Annotated in this window: 16 protein-coding genes; 4 read left to right on the forward strand and 12 right to left on the reverse strand. The window is 63.1% G+C overall.

Annotation, left to right across the window (positions count from 1 at the left end; translation table 11 throughout):
- Window positions 1-39: 39 nt before the first annotated feature.
- Both NKI25_RS01055 and NKI25_RS01060 read right to left on the reverse strand, forming a co-directional pair.
- Window positions 40-489: a MarR family winged helix-turn-helix transcriptional regulator gene (locus NKI25_RS01055; RefSeq protein WP_023675882.1), complete on the reverse strand. Its 450-nt coding sequence runs from the start codon at window positions 487-489 to the stop codon at window positions 40-42.
- Window positions 486-1,271, reverse strand: a complete 786-nt coding sequence (locus NKI25_RS01060) for an alpha/beta fold hydrolase (protein ID WP_352997823.1) — start codon at window positions 1,269-1,271, stop codon at window positions 486-488. The genes NKI25_RS01055 and NKI25_RS01060 overlap by 4 nt, the downstream gene beginning before the upstream one ends.
- 266 nt (window positions 1,272-1,537) lie before the next feature.
- Between NKI25_RS01060 and NKI25_RS01065 the strand changes: the two genes are divergently transcribed.
- From NKI25_RS01065 to NKI25_RS01075, 3 genes are all read left to right on the forward strand, one after another.
- Window positions 1,538-2,473 (forward strand): alpha/beta fold hydrolase, encoded by a 936-nt coding sequence (locus NKI25_RS01065; RefSeq protein ID WP_352997824.1) that lies wholly within the window; start codon window positions 1,538-1,540, stop codon window positions 2,471-2,473.
- A gap of 78 nt (window positions 2,474-2,551) precedes the next feature.
- On the forward strand, window positions 2,552-3,727 hold the full coding sequence (locus NKI25_RS01070; RefSeq protein WP_352589400.1) for a CaiB/BaiF CoA transferase family protein: 1,176 nt from the start codon (window positions 2,552-2,554) through the stop codon (window positions 3,725-3,727).
- A complete protein-coding gene (locus NKI25_RS01075; protein ID WP_352997826.1) occupies window positions 3,724-5,373 on the forward strand; it encodes a thiamine pyrophosphate-binding protein in 1,650 nt (549 codons plus the stop codon). Before NKI25_RS01070 ends, NKI25_RS01075 begins: the two co-directional genes overlap by 4 nt.
- A gap of 40 nt (window positions 5,374-5,413) precedes the next feature.
- Here the strand turns inward: NKI25_RS01075 and NKI25_RS01080 are convergent, their stop codons facing one another.
- The 5 genes from NKI25_RS01080 to NKI25_RS01100 form a co-directional block, all read right to left on the reverse strand.
- Complete coding sequence (locus NKI25_RS01080; RefSeq protein WP_352700630.1) at window positions 5,414-5,857, reverse strand: CHRD domain-containing protein; 444 nt, start codon at window positions 5,855-5,857, stop codon at window positions 5,414-5,416.
- 146 nt (window positions 5,858-6,003) lie between these two features.
- Window positions 6,004-6,975, reverse strand: coding sequence for an ABC transporter substrate-binding protein (locus tag NKI25_RS01085; RefSeq protein WP_023675876.1), 972 nt, complete (start codon window positions 6,973-6,975; stop codon window positions 6,004-6,006).
- A gap of 40 nt (window positions 6,976-7,015) precedes the next feature.
- Window positions 7,016-8,152, reverse strand: coding sequence for an ABC transporter permease (locus NKI25_RS01090; protein WP_352637260.1), 1,137 nt, complete (start codon window positions 8,150-8,152; stop codon window positions 7,016-7,018).
- The gene (locus NKI25_RS01095; RefSeq protein WP_352637261.1) at window positions 8,149-9,027 is read right to left on the reverse strand and encodes an ABC transporter permease; all 879 of its coding nucleotides are present in this window, start codon (window positions 9,025-9,027) and stop codon (window positions 8,149-8,151) included. Before NKI25_RS01095 ends, NKI25_RS01090 begins: the two co-directional genes overlap by 4 nt.
- Window positions 9,028-9,484: 457 nt before the next feature.
- Entirely contained in the window at window positions 9,485-10,276 is a 792-nt protein-coding gene (locus NKI25_RS01100; protein ID WP_352589388.1) for an ABC transporter ATP-binding protein, read from the reverse strand.
- A gap of 176 nt (window positions 10,277-10,452) precedes the next feature.
- Here NKI25_RS01100 and NKI25_RS01105 point away from each other — a divergent pair, with 176 nt between their 5' ends.
- Window positions 10,453-10,857: a cupin domain-containing protein gene (locus tag NKI25_RS01105; RefSeq protein ID WP_023675871.1), complete on the forward strand. Its 405-nt coding sequence runs from the start codon at window positions 10,453-10,455 to the stop codon at window positions 10,855-10,857.
- Window positions 10,858-10,892: 35 nt separating this feature from the next.
- Here the strand turns inward: NKI25_RS01105 and NKI25_RS01110 are convergent, their stop codons facing one another.
- The 5 genes from NKI25_RS01110 to aptA all read right to left on the reverse strand — a co-directional run bounded on the left by NKI25_RS01110 (window position 10,893) and on the right by aptA (window position 15,915).
- Window positions 10,893-11,234 (reverse strand): hypothetical protein, encoded by a 342-nt coding sequence (locus NKI25_RS01110; RefSeq protein ID WP_031211553.1) that lies wholly within the window; start codon window positions 11,232-11,234, stop codon window positions 10,893-10,895.
- A 29-nt stretch (window positions 11,235-11,263) separates the two neighbouring features.
- Complete coding sequence (gene hydA / locus NKI25_RS01115; RefSeq protein ID WP_352997829.1) at window positions 11,264-12,715, reverse strand: dihydropyrimidinase; 1,452 nt, start codon at window positions 12,713-12,715, stop codon at window positions 11,264-11,266.
- Window positions 12,716-12,773: 58 nt separating this feature from the next.
- The gene (locus NKI25_RS01120; RefSeq protein ID WP_352796760.1) at window positions 12,774-14,024 is read right to left on the reverse strand and encodes a Zn-dependent hydrolase; all 1,251 of its coding nucleotides are present in this window, start codon (window positions 14,022-14,024) and stop codon (window positions 12,774-12,776) included.
- 3 nt (window positions 14,025-14,027) lie between these two features.
- Entirely contained in the window at window positions 14,028-14,459 is a 432-nt protein-coding gene (locus NKI25_RS01125) for an endonuclease domain-containing protein (RefSeq protein ID WP_352589379.1), read from the reverse strand.
- 127 nt (window positions 14,460-14,586) lie between these two features.
- A complete protein-coding gene (aptA, locus tag NKI25_RS01130; RefSeq protein ID WP_352589376.1) occupies window positions 14,587-15,915 on the reverse strand; it encodes an omega-aminotransferase AptA in 1,329 nt (442 codons plus the stop codon).
- Between the last annotated feature and the right edge of the window lie 46 nt (window positions 15,916-15,961).

Below are 15,961 nucleotides of genomic sequence, written 5' to 3' on the forward strand. Positions count from 1 at the left end.
ACAATCGCCAGCGCATTGAGACGGCTCCCGCGTGGTCGATCAGGATCCGCCCGCCTCCACCCGTTCCGTCAGGGTGCGCAGCAGATCAAGCGAGGCTTTCAGCGCGTCGGCGTCCATACCCTCCGAAACGCGGTTCGCCCAAACATGCTGGCGTGTGCCGATATTCTTGACCGCTGCCCGGCCGGCATCGGTTATCGACAACAGCTTGGCGCGGCGATGCGCCGGGTTGTCGGCGTAGGCGGCAAGCCCCTCCGCAGCCAGTATGTCGGCCAGCCGCTGTACACTCTGACGGGCGAGACCCATGTCGCGGGCGATGTCGGCCACAGATTTCGGCTCCTTCAAAACTGCACCCAAAACCTGCCAGCGCGCTGCCGTCAGCCCGGTTGGAGCGGCCAGCCGGTCGGCCGCATCCAGAAAACTGCCGTTCATCCTGAACACGGCAAGCACCAATTCGGTGAGCACATTTGCCGCTTCGGTCCTGGTCGTCATTTCTGGCCGGCCTCGATGGTCGCGACGAAATTATTAACCGCTTCGGCTACGACCTCAGGGTTGTCAAGCATCACCCAATGGCCGCTGCCCGCCACGATCTGGCGCGGAATGTCCGTGCGCAGCCGGTAGAGCGCGGCTGGAGTGTCACTGGCCTCGGTAGCCAATACGAACATAGGCCCGCGATACGCATCGAGTGCCGGCTCCGGGTTCCATTCGGCCAGTGCCTTGCCGACACCTGCCCTCGCCGCCGGATCGACCACTGCCGCATCGGCCAGAACACGCTGGCAAACAGCCGCGTTAGGACCGGCAATCGACGTGTAATAGGCGTTCAGGACATCACGGCCTTGCGGACCGGCCAGATCGCGGACAAAGCCGTCACGAATCGCCTGCGGCAGCGCACGAGGATCGGTCGCCGGGTCGACGAGCAAGACACCGGCGACCCGGTCGGCATGGCTGGCGGCATAAGCGAGCGCCACGCCACCGCCGCCGCTGTGCGCGACAATGAGAAACCGCTTCAGGCCAAACGCGTCGGCCACGGCACCGACATCCATTGCACGACCGTCATAACCATAGTCACCGTCCTGCGCCGGCGCGGAGGCGCCATGACCGCGAAAATCGAAGGCTACCGCCTCGCGGCCTTCGACGGAGAGCTGCATCACCCGGTCCCAGTGGGAAGCGCGGCTGCAATCTCCATGCAGGAACATGATCGGCAGGCCATTGCCGGCGTTGATCCTATAAGTGGCAAGCTGGCCTTGCGGGCCTGGAACAGTGGACGTCATCATGGTCATCTCCCTGGTTTCCTGACTGAACGCAGCAATCCCTGACAACAGGGTGGCCGTCGTGAAGGCGAAGCCCGCCAGCAGATTGCACGCCGCGAAATGGCCCCGGTGGTTTTCATAGTCATACCCCCAATCTGCCGCTGACCATTTGACAGTATGCTGTCATGTAGTCATATTGACAGCATGCTGTCAACTACCGTCGAATGGGTACCCTACGCCCCTTGACGTCGATCGCTGCGTCGCCCAACAGTCGCCGACGGGAGCGAGACATGCCATTTGACAAGCAGAGGATGCTGGCATCGCCGACCGGCGCCGAGCTCAACCTTTATGTGAAACACGCCATCGGCCAACCGCGCGCCATTGTCCAGGTCAATCACGGGTTGGCCGAGCACGCGGCGCGCTATGCCCGTTTCGCCGATTTCCTTGGCGAGCGCGGCTATCAGGTCTACGCGCACGACCACCGTGGCCACGGCGCCACCAAGGCGCCCGACGCGCCACCTGGCAGGTTCGCCGATGCGGATGGCGGTGCCAAGGTCATCGCCGATGTCGCCGCCGTCCATGATCTCATTGCCAGGGAACAGCCGGGCCTGCCGGTCATCGTCTTCGGTCACTCCTTGGGCGCGTCGGTCGCGCTGAACTTTGTCCTCCGCCACTCGGCGCGCATCCATGCCGCCGCGATCTGGAACGGCAATTTCTCGGCCGGACTGCTCGGCCAAATCGCGCTGGCCATGCTTGGTTGGGAAAAGTTCCGGCTTGGCTCAGACGTGCCGTCGCGCCTGCTGCCCCGGCTGACGTTCCGGGCCTGGGGCAAGGCGGTGCCCAATCACCGGACGCCGTTCGACTGGCTGTCGCACGATGCCGCTGAAGTCGAGAAATACATCGCCGACCCGCTTTGCGGCTGGGACGCATCGGTGTCGATGTGGCAGGACATCGTCATGATGACGCTGCATTGCGGCAGCGACCGCAATTTTTCCGGCGTGCGGCGCGACCTGTTCGTCAATCTGGTCGGAGGCGAGCAAGATCCGGCCTCGGACGGCGGCAAGGCGGTCAGCCATCTTGCCGGCCGGATGCACATGATGGGTTTTTTGAATCTCGTTTCAAAGGTTTACGCCAAAACCCGCCACGAAAGCCTGAACGAGATCAACCGAGACATCATCATGGAGGATTTTGCCGACTGGGCCGACCGCGTGCTGAGGGCACAGTGACACTGGCCCATTGCAAGGGCCGTGACAGCGGCGCGCGGGATTGATAGAGGCTGCGCTTTCGATCAACCACGGTGATCCATGACTGAGCCTCCGCTCAAAGGCATCCGCGTCATCGAACTCGCACGCATCCTCGCCGGGCCATGGGCCGGACAGCTGCTTGCCGACCTCGGCGCCGACGTGATCAAGGTCGAGAGCCCGGACGGCGGCGACGACACCCGCAAATGGGGACCGCCCTTCGTCATCGGCCATGACGGCGAGAACCTTTCGGCCGCTTATTACCATTCCTGCAACCGCGGCAAACGCTCCATCGCCATCGACTTCTCGACGCCCGAGGGTGCCGAGACGGTGCGCCGGCTGGTCGCGACATCGGATGTGCTGATCGAAAACTTCAAAGTCGGCGGACTGAAGAAATACGGCCTCGACTATGACAGCCTGAGGAAAATCAACTCGCGGCTGATCTATTGCTCGATCACCGGTTTTGGCCAGTCGGGACCGTATGCGCCGCGTGCCGGCTATGATTTCATCATCCAGGGCATGGCCGGCATGATGTCGATCACCGGCGAAGCCGGCCGCGAACCGCAAAAGGCGGGCGTCGCTATTTCGGATGTTTTCACCGGGCTTTATTCGGTCATCGCCATCCAGGCGGCGCTTCGCCATGCCGAGAAGACCGGCGAAGGCCAGCATATCGACATGGCGCTCTACGACACCCAGATCTCGACGCTCGGCAACCAGAACCTCAACTATCTCGTCTCCGGACAGTCGCCGGTGCAGATGGGCAATGCGCATATGAACATCGCGCCCTACGAAGTGGTGCCGGTGAAAAATGGCCACATCATCCTGGCGGTCGGCAATGACGGCCAGTTCGCAAAGTTCTGCGCTGCCGTCGGCCTCGACGAGCTGGCGTCGAACCCTGACTTCGCCACCAATCCCGCCCGCGTCGCCAACCGGGCAAAGCTGCGCGAGCATATGATCGAGGCGCTGAAGGCCTTCGATCGCGACCCGTTGCTGGCCAGACTTGAGACTGCCGGAGTGCCGGCCAGCCCGATCAACAACATCGGCCAGATGTTTGCCGACCCGCAGACCATAGCGCGCGGCATGCGGCTCGACCTCGATGACGGCCATGGCAATCTCTTGCCCTCGGTGCGGGCGCCGATGGTCATGTCCGGCACGCCGCTGGTCTATGAGCGCCCGTCGCCGCGTCTCGGCGAACACACCCAAGAAATCCTTGCCGAACTGGAGAGGTCAGGAAAATGAAGACCGGCGGACAACTCATCGTCGATGCGCTCGAAGCCAACGGAACGGACCGTATCTATTGCGTACCTGGCGAATCCTATCTGGCGGTGCTCGACGCGCTGCATGATTCACCGATCCGCACAATCGTCTGCCGCCAGGAGGGCGGTGCCGCAATGATGGCCGACTGCCACGGCCGCCTGACCGGCAGGCCCGGCATCTGCTTTGTCACCCGCGGCCCAGGCGCCACCAATGCCTCGGCCGGCATCCACATCGCGATGCAGGATTCAGTCCCCCTCATCCTGTTCATCGGCCAGGTCGCCAGCCACGCCAAGGGGCGCGAGGCCTTCCAGGAGGTCGACTACGTCAGGTTCTTCGGCGATATCGCCAAATGGGTGGTCGAGATCGACGACGCCGCACGCATACCCGAATTCGTCACACGCGCCTTTGCGGTGGCGACGTCCGGTCGCCCGGGCCCGGTCGTCATCTCGCTGCCCGAGGACATGCTGACCAGCCTCGCCGAGGCACCGGACGCCCGGCATTATACCCCTGTCGAGACGCGGCCTGGCGAAGTCGAGCTCGACGCACTGGAAGTGTTGCTCAACAAGGCAAAGCGGCCCTTCGTCATCCTCGGCGGTACGCGCTGGGACGCGGAGGCCGTTGCACGGATGCGGACGATAGCCGAAGCCTGGTCGCTGCCGGTCGGCGGCTCCTTCCGCCGCCAGATGCTGTTCGACCATCTCCACCCGAACTATGCCGGCGATGTCGGCATCGGCATCAATCCCAAGGTAGCAACCGCCATCAAGCAGGCCGACCTTGTGCTGCTGATCGGCGGCCGCATGGGCGAGATGCCGTCATCCGACTACACGCTGCTGAAGAGTCCCTACCCCGACCAGACGCTGGTCCATATCCATGCCGACGCCGGCGAACTCGGCCGCGTCTACCGGCCGGCGCTGGCGATCAATGCCTCGCCTGCCGCTTTCGTCGAAGCCTTTGCCAGACGCAAGCCGGCCGCAACGCCGGTGTGGGCGGCTGAGGCAGCGAAGCTGCACGCCGCCTATCTCGACTGGTCGACGCCTCCGGAGAGCGGCCCCGGCGCCGTCCAGATGGGGCCGATCATGAATTATCTCGAAACGATGCTGCCGGACGACGCCATCCTCACCAACGGCGCCGGCAACTACGCCACCTGGGTGCATCGCTACCATCGCTTCCGGCGTTTCGGCACGCAGGCAGCACCCACATCCGGCTCGATGGGCTACGGCACGCCGGCGGCGGTCGCCGCCAAGCAGCTTTTCCCCGACCGCGACGTGATCGCCTTCGCCGGCGACGGCTGTTTCCTGATGAACGGCCAGGAATTCGCCACCGCCGTGCAATACGGGCTGCCGATCATCGTCATCGTCGTCAACAATGGCATCTACGGCACCATCCGCATGCATCAGGAGCGCGAATATCCCGGCCGTGTCGTCGCCACGGACTTGAAGAATCCCGACTTTGCTGCTTTGGCCCGTGCCTATGGCGGCCATGGCGAGACGGTGGAAAAGACCGCCGACTTCGCCGCGGCCTTCGAGCGAGCGCGGGCCAGCGGCAAGCCGTCGATCGTAGAGATCAGGCTCGACCCTGAAGCCATCACGCCGACCCGCACGATGACCCAGATTCGCGACAAGGCCTGACAAAACAGGATGATTGCCCTGTTTTGTCGTCGTGATCTGCCTATTTGGCCTTCTCGATCTGGCCGCGGATCTCGCCGTCCGCGTGGGCCGCGGTGTGGATGTTGACGTAATATTTGCCAGCCTCAAGATCGGTGGCCTGGGCATCAGTCAATGTCGCCGAACCCTTGATCGGGCTCTTCAGCTTGCCTTCGAACGGCACCACTGGATCGGCGTTTTGACCCTTTTCCGCTGGGCCGTGAATGTGTGCGGCCTTCGCCGGCCCGCTGAGGCCGGAATATCTCACGGTCCAGCTGAGTTTCTTGGTGGCGGTGTTGAACCTGAGCGTGGCGGTGCCCTTGCCCTTCGTGGTGACGGGCGGGTTCTGCTGAGCACCATCGAGCGTCGCCGTCATCTTTATGGTTTCGGCCAAGGCCGGTGAAGCAGAGAAGATGGCTGCAGAAATGGCCAGCGCCGAAAGCATCGGCGTGAAGGACTGGATGCGCATGGAAACCTCCGTTGTGACACCCTTGGGCGGGTGCACCGGCACAACGATTTTGCGAGCGGATGTTTCCGCCGGTAACGTTCATTTTACCTCCCACTAAAAAGGGGCGGTCGCCCGCCCCTTTTCCGCTACAAGCCAGTTTGACAGCCCTATTTGATGGCCTTGTCGGTGATCGCCGTCGTGTAGGCGCCGGTAGGCTCCTTGCTGATGATCTTCTGGTCGAGCAGCGCCTTGGCGGTGCGCTCGTAGGTCGCCGGATCGAGCTTGCCATCGGCATTGTCGATCAGCTTGGCGACTTCGCCCATCATGCGCTTCTGGTGATTCTCGTCCTGGCCGCCATTGTCCATGACGATGCCGGCCGCTTCGTCGGAATTGTCGACGGCGTATTTCCAACCCTTCATCGAAGCGCGCACGAAACGCACCATCTTATCCTCGAAGGCCGGATCCTTGAGCTTGTCCTCCAGGGCATAGAGCCCGTCTTCGAGCAGATCATTGCCCATGGCGGAATAGTTGAAGACGGTCAGCTCTTCCGGCTTGTAGCCGGCGTCGATGAGCTGCCAGTACTCGTTATAGGTCATGACCGAAATGCAATCCGCCTGCTTCTGGATCAGCGGCTGCACGTCAAAGCTCTGCTTGAGCACGGTGACGCCGTCCGGCCCGCCATCGGTCTTGAGGCCAAGCTTGTTCATCCAGGCATAGAACGGATACTCGTTGCCGAAGAACCAGACGCCGAGCGTGTGGCCCTTGAAGTCGGCTTCCGTCTTGATCGGACCGTCCTTCGGGCAGACCAGCTCCATGCCGGCCTTCTTGAACGGCTGGGCGATGTTGACCAGCGGCACGCCCTTCTCGCGCGCAGCCAGCGCACCGCCCATCCAGTCGACGATGACGTCGGCGCCGCCGCCGGCAATAACCTGCTCCGGTGCAATGTCCGGTCCGCCGGGCTTGATATCGACGTCGAGGCCCTCGGCGTCATAGAAGCCCTTGGCCTTGGCGACATAATAGCCGGCGAACTGTGCCTGGGTGACCCATTTCAGCTGCAGCGTCACCTTGTCCGCGGCCATCGCCTGGAACGCGGCAAGCGACATCGCGCCGGCCAGCATCGAAACAACAAGTCTTTTCATGTTTTTACCCTCTGAAGTTAGCGCCCTAAACCCACCGCCCCTATCCACCACGGACAGAGGGATGCCAAAACGTGACTGCTCTCTCGAAAAGAGCGACCACGCCATAAAAGACCGAACCCGCAAGTGCTGCAACTGCGATTTCCGCCCACACCATGTCGATGTTCATCCGCCCGACTTCCGTCGAAATGCGGAATCCCATGCCGACCACCGGCGTGCCGAAGAACTCGGCGACGATGGCGCCGATCAGCGCCAGCGTCGAATTGATCTTCAACGCATTGAAGATGAAGGGTGCCGCCGCCGGCAGCCGCAGCTTGAACAGCGTCTGCCAGTAGCTCGAGGCATAGGTGCGCATCAGGTCGCGCTCCATATGGCCGGAGGCGGCAAGCCCGGCGACGGTGTTCACCAGCATCGGGAAGAAGGTCATGATGATGACCACCGCTGCCTTCGACTGCCAGTCGAAGCCGAACCACATGACCATGATCGGCGCGACGCCGATGATCGGCAGCGCCGACACCATATTGCCGATCGGCAAAAGCCCGCGCCGCAGGAACGGCACGCGGTCGGCGGCGATGGCAACGAGGAAGCCGGCGCTGCTCCCCACCACATAGCCGAAGATAACCGCCTTGAAGATGGTCTGCCTGACATCGGCCCCCAGCACCGGCAGCGACCCGACGATGCGTGCACCGACGGCGCTTGGCGGCGGCAACAGGATGAAGGGAATGCCGGCACCACGCGTCACCGCCTCCCAGATGATCAGGATCCAGGCGCCGAAGATGGCCGGAATGATCAGGCGCAGGGCGGTTGACGCCCAGCGCGATGTCGGGCGAAACGACGACAGGACCGTTACGCAGCGCCAGGCCAGAAACCACGCCGCGACGAGCAGCAGATAGAAGGATGCGCGAGCGCTGCCCTCATTGCCGGTTATGCCGGCGAGCAGCATCCACGCTGCGCCATGCGCGCCAAGGAACAGCAACACCACCCCGATCATCGGTGGAAAGTTGTCGGCCTCGATTGCCACGAGCAGCAAAATGAAAATCAAAACCGTAGTCGCCATGCCGTAACCGGGCGTAGCACTGACGAGCGGCCAAAGAAGCAGCGCGCCGACAAGCAGGACAAGCGCGGCATACCCCTGCCAGGATCGAGGCGTGATTGAGGAAAGGCTCAGGATGGAGCTCATGCCGGCCTCCCGCCCATGGCGCGGTCGACGAGGCGCCCGGCGATGCCGACGACCATCACCAGCAGCGCCGCGACCACCGACCCGGCAACCAGAGCCGACCAGATGTCGATGGTCTGGCTGTAGTAGGCGCCGGCGAGCAATTTGGCGCCGATGCCGGCGACGGCGCCGGTCGGCAACTCGCCGACGATCGCGCCGACCAGGCTGGCGGCCACCGCCACCTTCATCGAGGTGAACAGGAACGGCACCGAAGCCGGCACACGCAATTTCCAGAAGGCCTGCGAGGCACTGGCATTATAGGTGTGCATCAGGTCGAGATGGGTGAGCTCGGGCGAGCGCAGTCCCTTCACCATGCCGACCGCCACCGGGAAGAACGACAGATAGGTCGAGATCAGCGCCTTCGGGATAAGCCCGGTGATGCCGACCGCCGCCAGCACGACGATGATCATCGGCGCCACCGCCAGGATCGGAATGGTCTGCGAGGCGATGATCCACGGCATCAGGCTGCGGTCGAGCGTCGCCACATGCACGATGCCGACGGCGATGACGATGCCGAGCGCCGTGCCGAAAGCAAAGCCGAGCAGCGTCGACGACAGCGTCACCCAGGCATTGTAGACAAGGCTGCGGTTCGAGGTGATGCTGCGCAGAAAGGTGTTTTCGAAAAAATTCACCGCCACCTGATGCGGCGCCGGCAGCGTCGGCTTCGGCTGTACCAGCGTCTTGCCGATGAATTCCACAATACCCGGCGTCTGATTGGCGCGGCGGTCGAGATCGCGCTGGAACGGCGCGTTGAGGATGACAGCCATGACGTACCAGACGACGACGACGCCCAGGAGGATCGAGGTCACCGGAACGATCTTGTCGCGAAACGAGTCCATCTAGCAGGCCTCGCCGGGTAAGCGCCCTCCTCTCCCCAACGGGGAGAGGGTGGCTGGAGCGAAGCGGAGGCCAGGTACTTTTGCTACGGCAATCGTTTCTTTCGTCATCCTAGGGCGGAGCAGCCGCGAAGCGGCGTGAGTAAAGGGAGCGCCCAACCACGCTTTCGTCATCCTAGGGCGAAGCAAGGAGCGAAGCGACGCGGCGCAGACCCTAGGATCCATGCCATTATCTCCCCGCTCCGCAACGGTGCTGAAAATGGCTCCCTCCGCACCGCTCTGCGTAACGCTTATTCTCGACCGCTTGCGCGTTTCGCCCGACATCACGGCATGGATCCTAGGGTCTGCGCACGCCGCTTCGCGGCGGCTCCGCCCTAGGATGACGAAAGCACGGTTAGCGCGTCCCTCGCGAGGGCGATGCACCTCCTGCGTCGAACGCGCAAGCCCGTCGCGCGCGCCCTCAATCATCATAGCTGTGCCCTGCCCTCAGCCCGTCCCGCACGCGTGCCGCGATGGCCAGGAACTCCGGCGTCTCGCGGATATCGAGCGGCCGCTTTTTCGGCAGCGTCGATTCTATGACGTCGCTGACACGCCCCGGGCGCGGCGACATGACGACGATGCGCGTCGACAGATAGACCGCCTCAGGGATCGAATGGGTGACGAAGCAGATAGTCTTGTTGGTCCGCTCCCAAAGCTCCAGCAACTGTTCGTTGAGGTGATCGCGCACGATCTCGTCCAGCGCGCCGAACGGCTCGTCCATCAACAAAAGGTCGGCATCGAAGGCGAGCGCCCGCGCGATCGAGGCGCGCTGCTGCATGCCGCCCGAAAGCTGCCAGGGGTATTTCTTCTCGAAGCCGCTGAGGTTGACAAGGTCGAGAGTGCGCTTGATGCGCGCCGCCTGCTCCGCCCTGGACAGGCCCATGATCTCCAGCGGCAGTGCCACATTGCGCTTGATGGTGCGCCACGGATAAAGTGCGGCCGCCTGGAAGACATAGCCATAGGCGCGGCTCTGGCGCGCCTGCTCGGGCGTCATGCCGTTGACGGAGATGGCTCCCGATGTCGGCTTCTCCAGATCGGCGATGACGCGCAGCAAGGTCGTCTTGCCGCAGCCGGAGGGCCCGATGAAGGACACGAATTCCCCCTTGCCGATGGTCAGGTCGACATTCGACAGCGCCTGCACCGGACCATCATTGGTCTGGAAGGTCAGGCCAAGCTTGCTTGCCGAAACAACGGCTGGCGATACTCCCGTCATCGGCCGTAGCCTGTCGCTTCCGGCCACTGCGGCGCCGGCCGGAATCCCATTGATTTTACCCTGATGTTGCTTTCCACTCGCCCAGTCCTACTCGCCCCAGTTCTACTCGCCCCAGTTTTACTCGCCCCAGTTCTACGCGCCCTTGTCCCATCAGATAGACGCCCGGAGTTGCCCCGATGTCGCCCAAACCGACTTGCCATCTTATCCGCCCTGAAAGCTCTTATGAAGGCAAGCAGGGCCTGAGTTATTTCGCCGGTATCGCCGCCGAAACAGTCGGCTCGTCCGGCATCTGCATGCATCTGCTGACCATGCCGCCGGGTGCCCGCGCCAAGGCGCATATGCACGAAAACCATGAAACCGCGATCTATGTGCTCTCCGGCGAAGTCCATACCTGGTATGGCGACCGGCTCGAACAGCATATCGTGGTCAAGGCCGGCGATCTTTTCTATATTCCCCCCGGCGTGCCGCATCTGCCGGCCAATCTGAGCGACGGCCCCGCCTCGGCGGTCATTGCCCGAACCGATCCCAACGAACAGGAAAGCGTCGTCCTGCTGCCGGAACTGGACGGGTTGGTCGCCTGACGCCGGCATCGAGGCAGCGGTCGTCATCGGCACCGTCACGAACATGATTTCAGCGGCCCTATCTCCTCAAGGCCGGGAATGGTCACGAAGAAACCGTCCCCTCCTCTGTTGATGACCTTGACGACATCCGTGGTCGTGCCCTCCTCGCCCTCGGCGAAACAGGTGGAGCTCAACAACAAGGTGCCCGGCGCTGTCGTCAGTCGCTGTGCGAACTGGCAGCCGCTGCCATAGGTTTCGACGCCGTCGGCGGTCAGCACGACATAATCGTCGCTGTCCTGATAACCGAGCCGTACACCAGCGCAACCGACCTCATTGCCAAAGGAGCCGGCAAGGACGTCAGCCGCCGCCGGCCCGGCGGCAAGGATCACCGCGGCCATTGAGATAATCGCTCCGTGGCTCGCCAAGCTCAAACGCCCGTCGCCGGGATGCCCGTCCGTTCCACCTTGCGCGGCGCGGAAATTTCCTTCCACGTCGACAGCGCCCGGTTGACCGCCGCGTTCGGCTCGCGAGCGACGAACTCGCCATGGCCGGGCTTCGCCTTGACCTCGTTTTCCTCGATCGACAGTTCGCCGCGCGAGAAGACGCAGCGCGGCAGGCCGGTTACCTCAAAACCTTCGAAGACATTGTAGTCGATCACCGACTGCTGCTTCTTGGCCGTGATCTTCTTCTTGCGCTTCGGGTCCCAGACGATGATGTCGGCGTCCGCGCCTTCGACGATGGCGCCCTTCTTCGGGTACATGTTAAGGATCTTGGCGATGTTGGTCGAGGTCACCGCGACGAACTCGTTCATCGTCAGCCGGCCGGTCTTAACGCCGGTCGTCCACAGCACCGGCAAACGATCCTCGAGCCCGCCCGTGCCGTTCGGGATCTTGGTGAAGTCGCCGACGCCGTTGCGCTTTTGTTTGGTGGTGAAGGCACAATGGTCGGTCGCCACCACTTGCAGCGACCCGGCCTGCAGGCCGGCCCACAGCGAATCCTGGTGCAGTTTGTTGCGGAAGGGCGGGCTCATCACCCGGCGCGCCGCGTGGTCCCAGTCCTTGTTGAAATATTCGCTCTCGTCCAGCGTCAGGTGCTGGATCAGCGGCTCGCCGAATACCCGCATGCCTTTCTGGCGCGCCCGGCGGATGGCTTCGTGCGCCTGCTCGCAGGAGACATGCACGACATAGAGCGGCACACCGGCCATGTCGGCGATCATGATGGCGCGGTTGGTCGCCTCGCCTTCGACTTCAGGCGGGCGCGAATAGGCGTGTCCCTCCGGGCCGCTGTTGCCCGCCGCCAGCAGCTTCTGCGACAGCGCCGCCACCACGTCGCCATTCTCGGCATGGACCAGCGGCAGCGCGCCGAGATCGGCACAGCGCTGGAACGACGAATAGAGCTCGTCGTCATCGACCATCAGCGCGCCCTTGTAGGCCATGAAATGCTTGAACGAGGTAATGCCCCTGTCGACGACAGTGGCCATCTCGTCGAACACCTGCTTGCCCCACCAGGTGATCGCCATGTGGAAGGAATAGTCGCAGGACGCCTTCGAGGTCTTGTTGTCCCACATCTGCAGGGCCTCGAGCAGCGATTGCTGCGGCGCCGGCAGGCAGAAATCGACGACCATGGTCGTGCCGCCGGCAAGGGCCGCTCGCGTGCCGGATTCGAAATCGTCGGCCGAATAGGTGCCCATGAACGGCATTTCGAGATGGGTATGCGGGTCGATGCCGCCCGGCATCACATAGCAGCCGCTGGCGTCGAACTCATGGTCGCCATGCAGATCCGGCCCGATGCCGATGATCTTGCCGTGCTTGAACAGCACATCGGCCTTCCACGTCCGGTCGGCGGTGACGATGGTGCCATTCTTGATGACTTTGGACATTTTCTTGTTCCCTTATTCTCTTCGCGCTTCTTGTGAGCGGCGTTGCGAGGCTATCCCATCATTCGACAATCACCGCCGTGTCGACGACCGCATGGAACAGCACGTCGGCGCCGGCCGCTGCCCATTCCTTGGTGATTTCCTCGGCCTCGTTGTGGCTGAGACCGTCGACGCAGGGGCACATCACCATTGCGGTGGGTGCGACGCGGTTGATCCAGCAGGCGTCATGGCCGGCGCCGGAGACGATGTTGCGATGCGTATATCCCAGGCGCTCCGCCGCATCCCGCACAGCCTTGACGCAGCCCGCGTCGAAAGTGACCGGGTCGAAATGGCCGACCTGCTCGATTTGATATTTGATGTCGAGCGCGTCGCAGATCGTGTCGATGCCTTCGCGGATGCGCCCGTCCATGGCGTCCAGCACCTCCTTTTCCGGCGAGCGGATGTCGATGGTGAAGACGGTGCGCCCGGCGATGATGTTGCGCGAGTTCGGATAGACCTCCATATGGCCGACCGCGCCGACGGCGTCGGGCTGATAGTCCATGGCGATCTCGTGCACCAGTTCGATCACCCGCGCCATGCCGAGCCCGGCATTGCGCCGCTTCGGCATCGGCGTCGAGCCGGTGTGCGCCTCCTTGCCGGTCAGCGTCACCTGCAGCCATTTCAACCCTTGCCCGTGGGTGACGACACCGATATCGATGCCCTCGTCCTCAAGGATCGGGCCCTGCTCGATGTGCAATTCGAAGAAAGCGTGGATCTTGCGCTCGCCGACTTTCTCGCTGCCCTTCCAGCCGATCCGTTCGAGCTCCTCGCCGAATTTCTTGCCGTCCTTGTCGACATGCGAATAAACGTCGGCCTGGTCGAGCACGCCGGCGAATACCCCGGACGCCATCATCGCCGGCGCAAAGCGGGCGCCTTCCTCGTTGGTCCAGTTGGTGACGACGATCGGGTGCTTGGTCTTGATGCCGAGATCGTTGAGCGAGCGCACGACCTCCAGGCCGCCGAGCACGCCGAGCACGCCGTCATACTTGCCGCCGGTCGGCTGGGTGTCGAGATGGCTGCCGACATAGACCGGCGGCAGGCTGGGGTCGGTGCCTTCGCGACGGGCAAACATCGTACCCATCTCGTCGACGCCCATTTCGAGCCCCGCCTCATCGCACCAGCGCTTGAACAGATGCCGCCCTTCGCCGTCCTCGTCGGTAACGGTCTGGCGATTGTTGCCGCCGGCAATGCCGGGGCCGATCTTCGCCATCTCCATTATCGAATCCCACAAACGGTCTGAATGGATTCGCAAATTCTCGCCGGGGGCGGCCATATTCTAAAACCTCATTGGTTGTGGCACGCCAGCGTCCCCCTCCCCCTCGAGGGGAGGGTGGCCGCGAAGCGGTCGGGTGGGGTCGGCTGACATGCGCGCGACCTTCTCCTTGACCACCTGTGCGACATGCCAGGCGCTGTTTATGACATCGGGCTCATCGACGCGAAAGATATCGAACCCGAGCGATCGCAGATAGGCATCACGGACGGCGTCGTGCCGTTTGCCCTTCTCCTGTTCGTGCAGATCACCATCGACTTCAACGACCAGCTTTACCGCAAGGCAAGCAAAGTCGACGATATAAGGCCCGATCGGACACTGGCGGCGGAACTTGATGCCGGCCGATTTCAATTCGCGCAGTTCATACCACAGCAGGGATTCGCCTTTGGTCGCATGAACTCGAAGCGCGCGCGCCTTTTGGCGCATTTCGAAGCTCACGCGGGTCCGGGGCATCATAGGCACCTATGCGGCCGAAGGTCAGGCTGGCGCACTGCCGCACCGACCCCACCCGGCCGCTTCGCGGCCACCCTCCCCTCGAGGGGGAGGGAAAGCTGCGGCAAATTCGTCAATCCACGGCCCTCAGCACTTCGCGCACATGGTCGATCAATTCGTTGATCTGACCTTTGGTGATGATCAGCGGCGGCGATAGCGCGATGATGTCGCCGGTGGTGCGGATCAATGCACCACGCTCGAACGCCTTGACGAAAGCCGAGAAGGCCCGCTTCGTCGGCTGGCCGGTGATCGGCGCCAGCTCGATCGCGCCGATCAGGCCGATGTTTCTGATATCGATGACGTTCGGCTCGCCCTTCAGCGAGTGCAGCGCGTCCTCCCAGTACGGCGCCAGTTCCTCGCCGCGCGTCAGCAGCCCCTCTTCCTTGTAGGTGTCGAGCGTGCCCAACGCCGCCGCGCAGGCGATCGGATTGCCCGAATAGGTGTAGCCGTGGAAGAACTCGATCATGTGCTCGGGCCCAGTCATGAACGCGTCGTGGATTTCCTTCTTTACGAACACCGCGCCCATCGGGATGACGCCGTTGGAGACGCCTTTGGCGGTGGTCATGATATCCGGCGTGACACCGAAATAGTCGGCGGCGAACGGCGTGCCGAGACGGCCGAAACCGGTGATGACTTCGTCGAAGATCAGCAAGATGCCGTGCTTGGTGCAGATCTCGCGCAGCCTCTCGAGATAGCCCTTCGGCGGCAGGATGACGCCGGTGGAACCGGCCACCGGCTCGACGATGACGGCGGCAATGGTCGAGGCGTCGTGCAGTGCGACGATGCGCTCCAGCTCGTTCGCCAGTTCCGCGCCATGCTCCGGCACGCCCTTGGTGAAAGAGTTCTTTTCCGGCAGATGCGTGTGTGGCATGTGATCGACGCCGCCGAGCAGCGTGCCGAACATCTTGCGGTTGGTGACAATGCCGCCGACGGAGATGCCGCCGAAATTGACGCCGTGATAGCCGCGCTCGCGGCCGATCAGACGGGTGCGCGAGCCCTCGCCTTTTACGCGGTGATAAGCGATTGCCATCTTCAGCGCCGTCTCGACCGATTCCGAGCCGGAATTGGTGAAGAACACATGGTCCATGCCCTTCGGCGCGATGTCGACCAGCCGGTTCGCCAGCTCGAACACGATCGGATGGCCCATCTGGAACGCGGGTGCGTAGTCGAGCTCTGCCGCCTGGCTCTGGATCGCCTCGGTGATCTTCGGGCGGCAGTGGCCGGCATTGACGCACCACAGGCCGGCGGTGCCGTCGAGCACCTTGCGCCCGTCGCTGGTCGTGTAGTGCATGTCCTTGGCCGACACCATCATGCGCGGCGCCTGCTTGAACTGCCGGTTTGCCGTGAACGGCATCCAGAATGCGCTGAGATCGTTCGGCGTGACTTTCAGCCGGTTGGACATGACCAAGACTTCCCCTTGTAACTTGTTTCGGTGCGGCTAACGCTTG

The organism is Mesorhizobium sp. M0808 (assembly GCF_040320025.1).
GTDB lineage: Bacteria > Pseudomonadota > Alphaproteobacteria > Rhizobiales > Rhizobiaceae > Mesorhizobium.

Coding starts and splice junctions, on each gene's coding strand:
- NKI25_RS01095 (WP_352637261.1), bottom strand. CDS start 9,027: ATGGACTCGTTTCGCGACAAGATCGTTCCGGTGACCTCGATCCTCCTG.
- NKI25_RS01105 (WP_023675871.1), top strand. CDS start 10,453: ATGTCGCCCAAACCGACTTGCCATCTTATCCGCCCTGAAAGCTCTTAT.
- NKI25_RS01055 (WP_023675882.1), bottom strand. CDS start 489: ATGACGACCAGGACCGAAGCGGCAAATGTGCTCACCGAATTGGTGCTT.
- hydA (WP_352997829.1), bottom strand. CDS start 12,715: ATGTCCAAAGTCATCAAGAATGGCACCATCGTCACCGCCGACCGGACG.
- NKI25_RS01065 (WP_352997824.1), top strand. CDS start 1,538: ATGCCATTTGACAAGCAGAGGATGCTGGCATCGCCGACCGGCGCCGAG.
- NKI25_RS01060 (WP_352997823.1), bottom strand. CDS start 1,271: ATGATGACGTCCACTGTTCCAGGCCCGCAAGGCCAGCTTGCCACTTAT.
- NKI25_RS01070 (WP_352589400.1), top strand. CDS start 2,552: ATGACTGAGCCTCCGCTCAAAGGCATCCGCGTCATCGAACTCGCACGC.
- NKI25_RS01120 (WP_352796760.1), bottom strand. CDS start 14,024: ATGGCCGCCCCCGGCGAGAATTTGCGAATCCATTCAGACCGTTTGTGG.
- NKI25_RS01080 (WP_352700630.1), bottom strand. CDS start 5,857: ATGCGCATCCAGTCCTTCACGCCGATGCTTTCGGCGCTGGCCATTTCT.
- NKI25_RS01085 (WP_023675876.1), bottom strand. CDS start 6,975: ATGAAAAGACTTGTTGTTTCGATGCTGGCCGGCGCGATGTCGCTTGCC.
- aptA (WP_352589376.1), bottom strand. CDS start 15,915: ATGTCCAACCGGCTGAAAGTCACGCCGAACGATCTCAGCGCATTCTGG.
- NKI25_RS01075 (WP_352997826.1), top strand. CDS start 3,724: ATGAAGACCGGCGGACAACTCATCGTCGATGCGCTCGAAGCCAACGGA.
- NKI25_RS01110 (WP_031211553.1), bottom strand. CDS start 11,234: ATGGCCGCGGTGATCCTTGCCGCCGGGCCGGCGGCGGCTGACGTCCTT.
- NKI25_RS01100 (WP_352589388.1), bottom strand. CDS start 10,276: ATGACGGGAGTATCGCCAGCCGTTGTTTCGGCAAGCAAGCTTGGCCTG.
- NKI25_RS01090 (WP_352637260.1), bottom strand. CDS start 8,152: ATGAGCTCCATCCTGAGCCTTTCCTCAATCACGCCTCGATCCTGGCAG.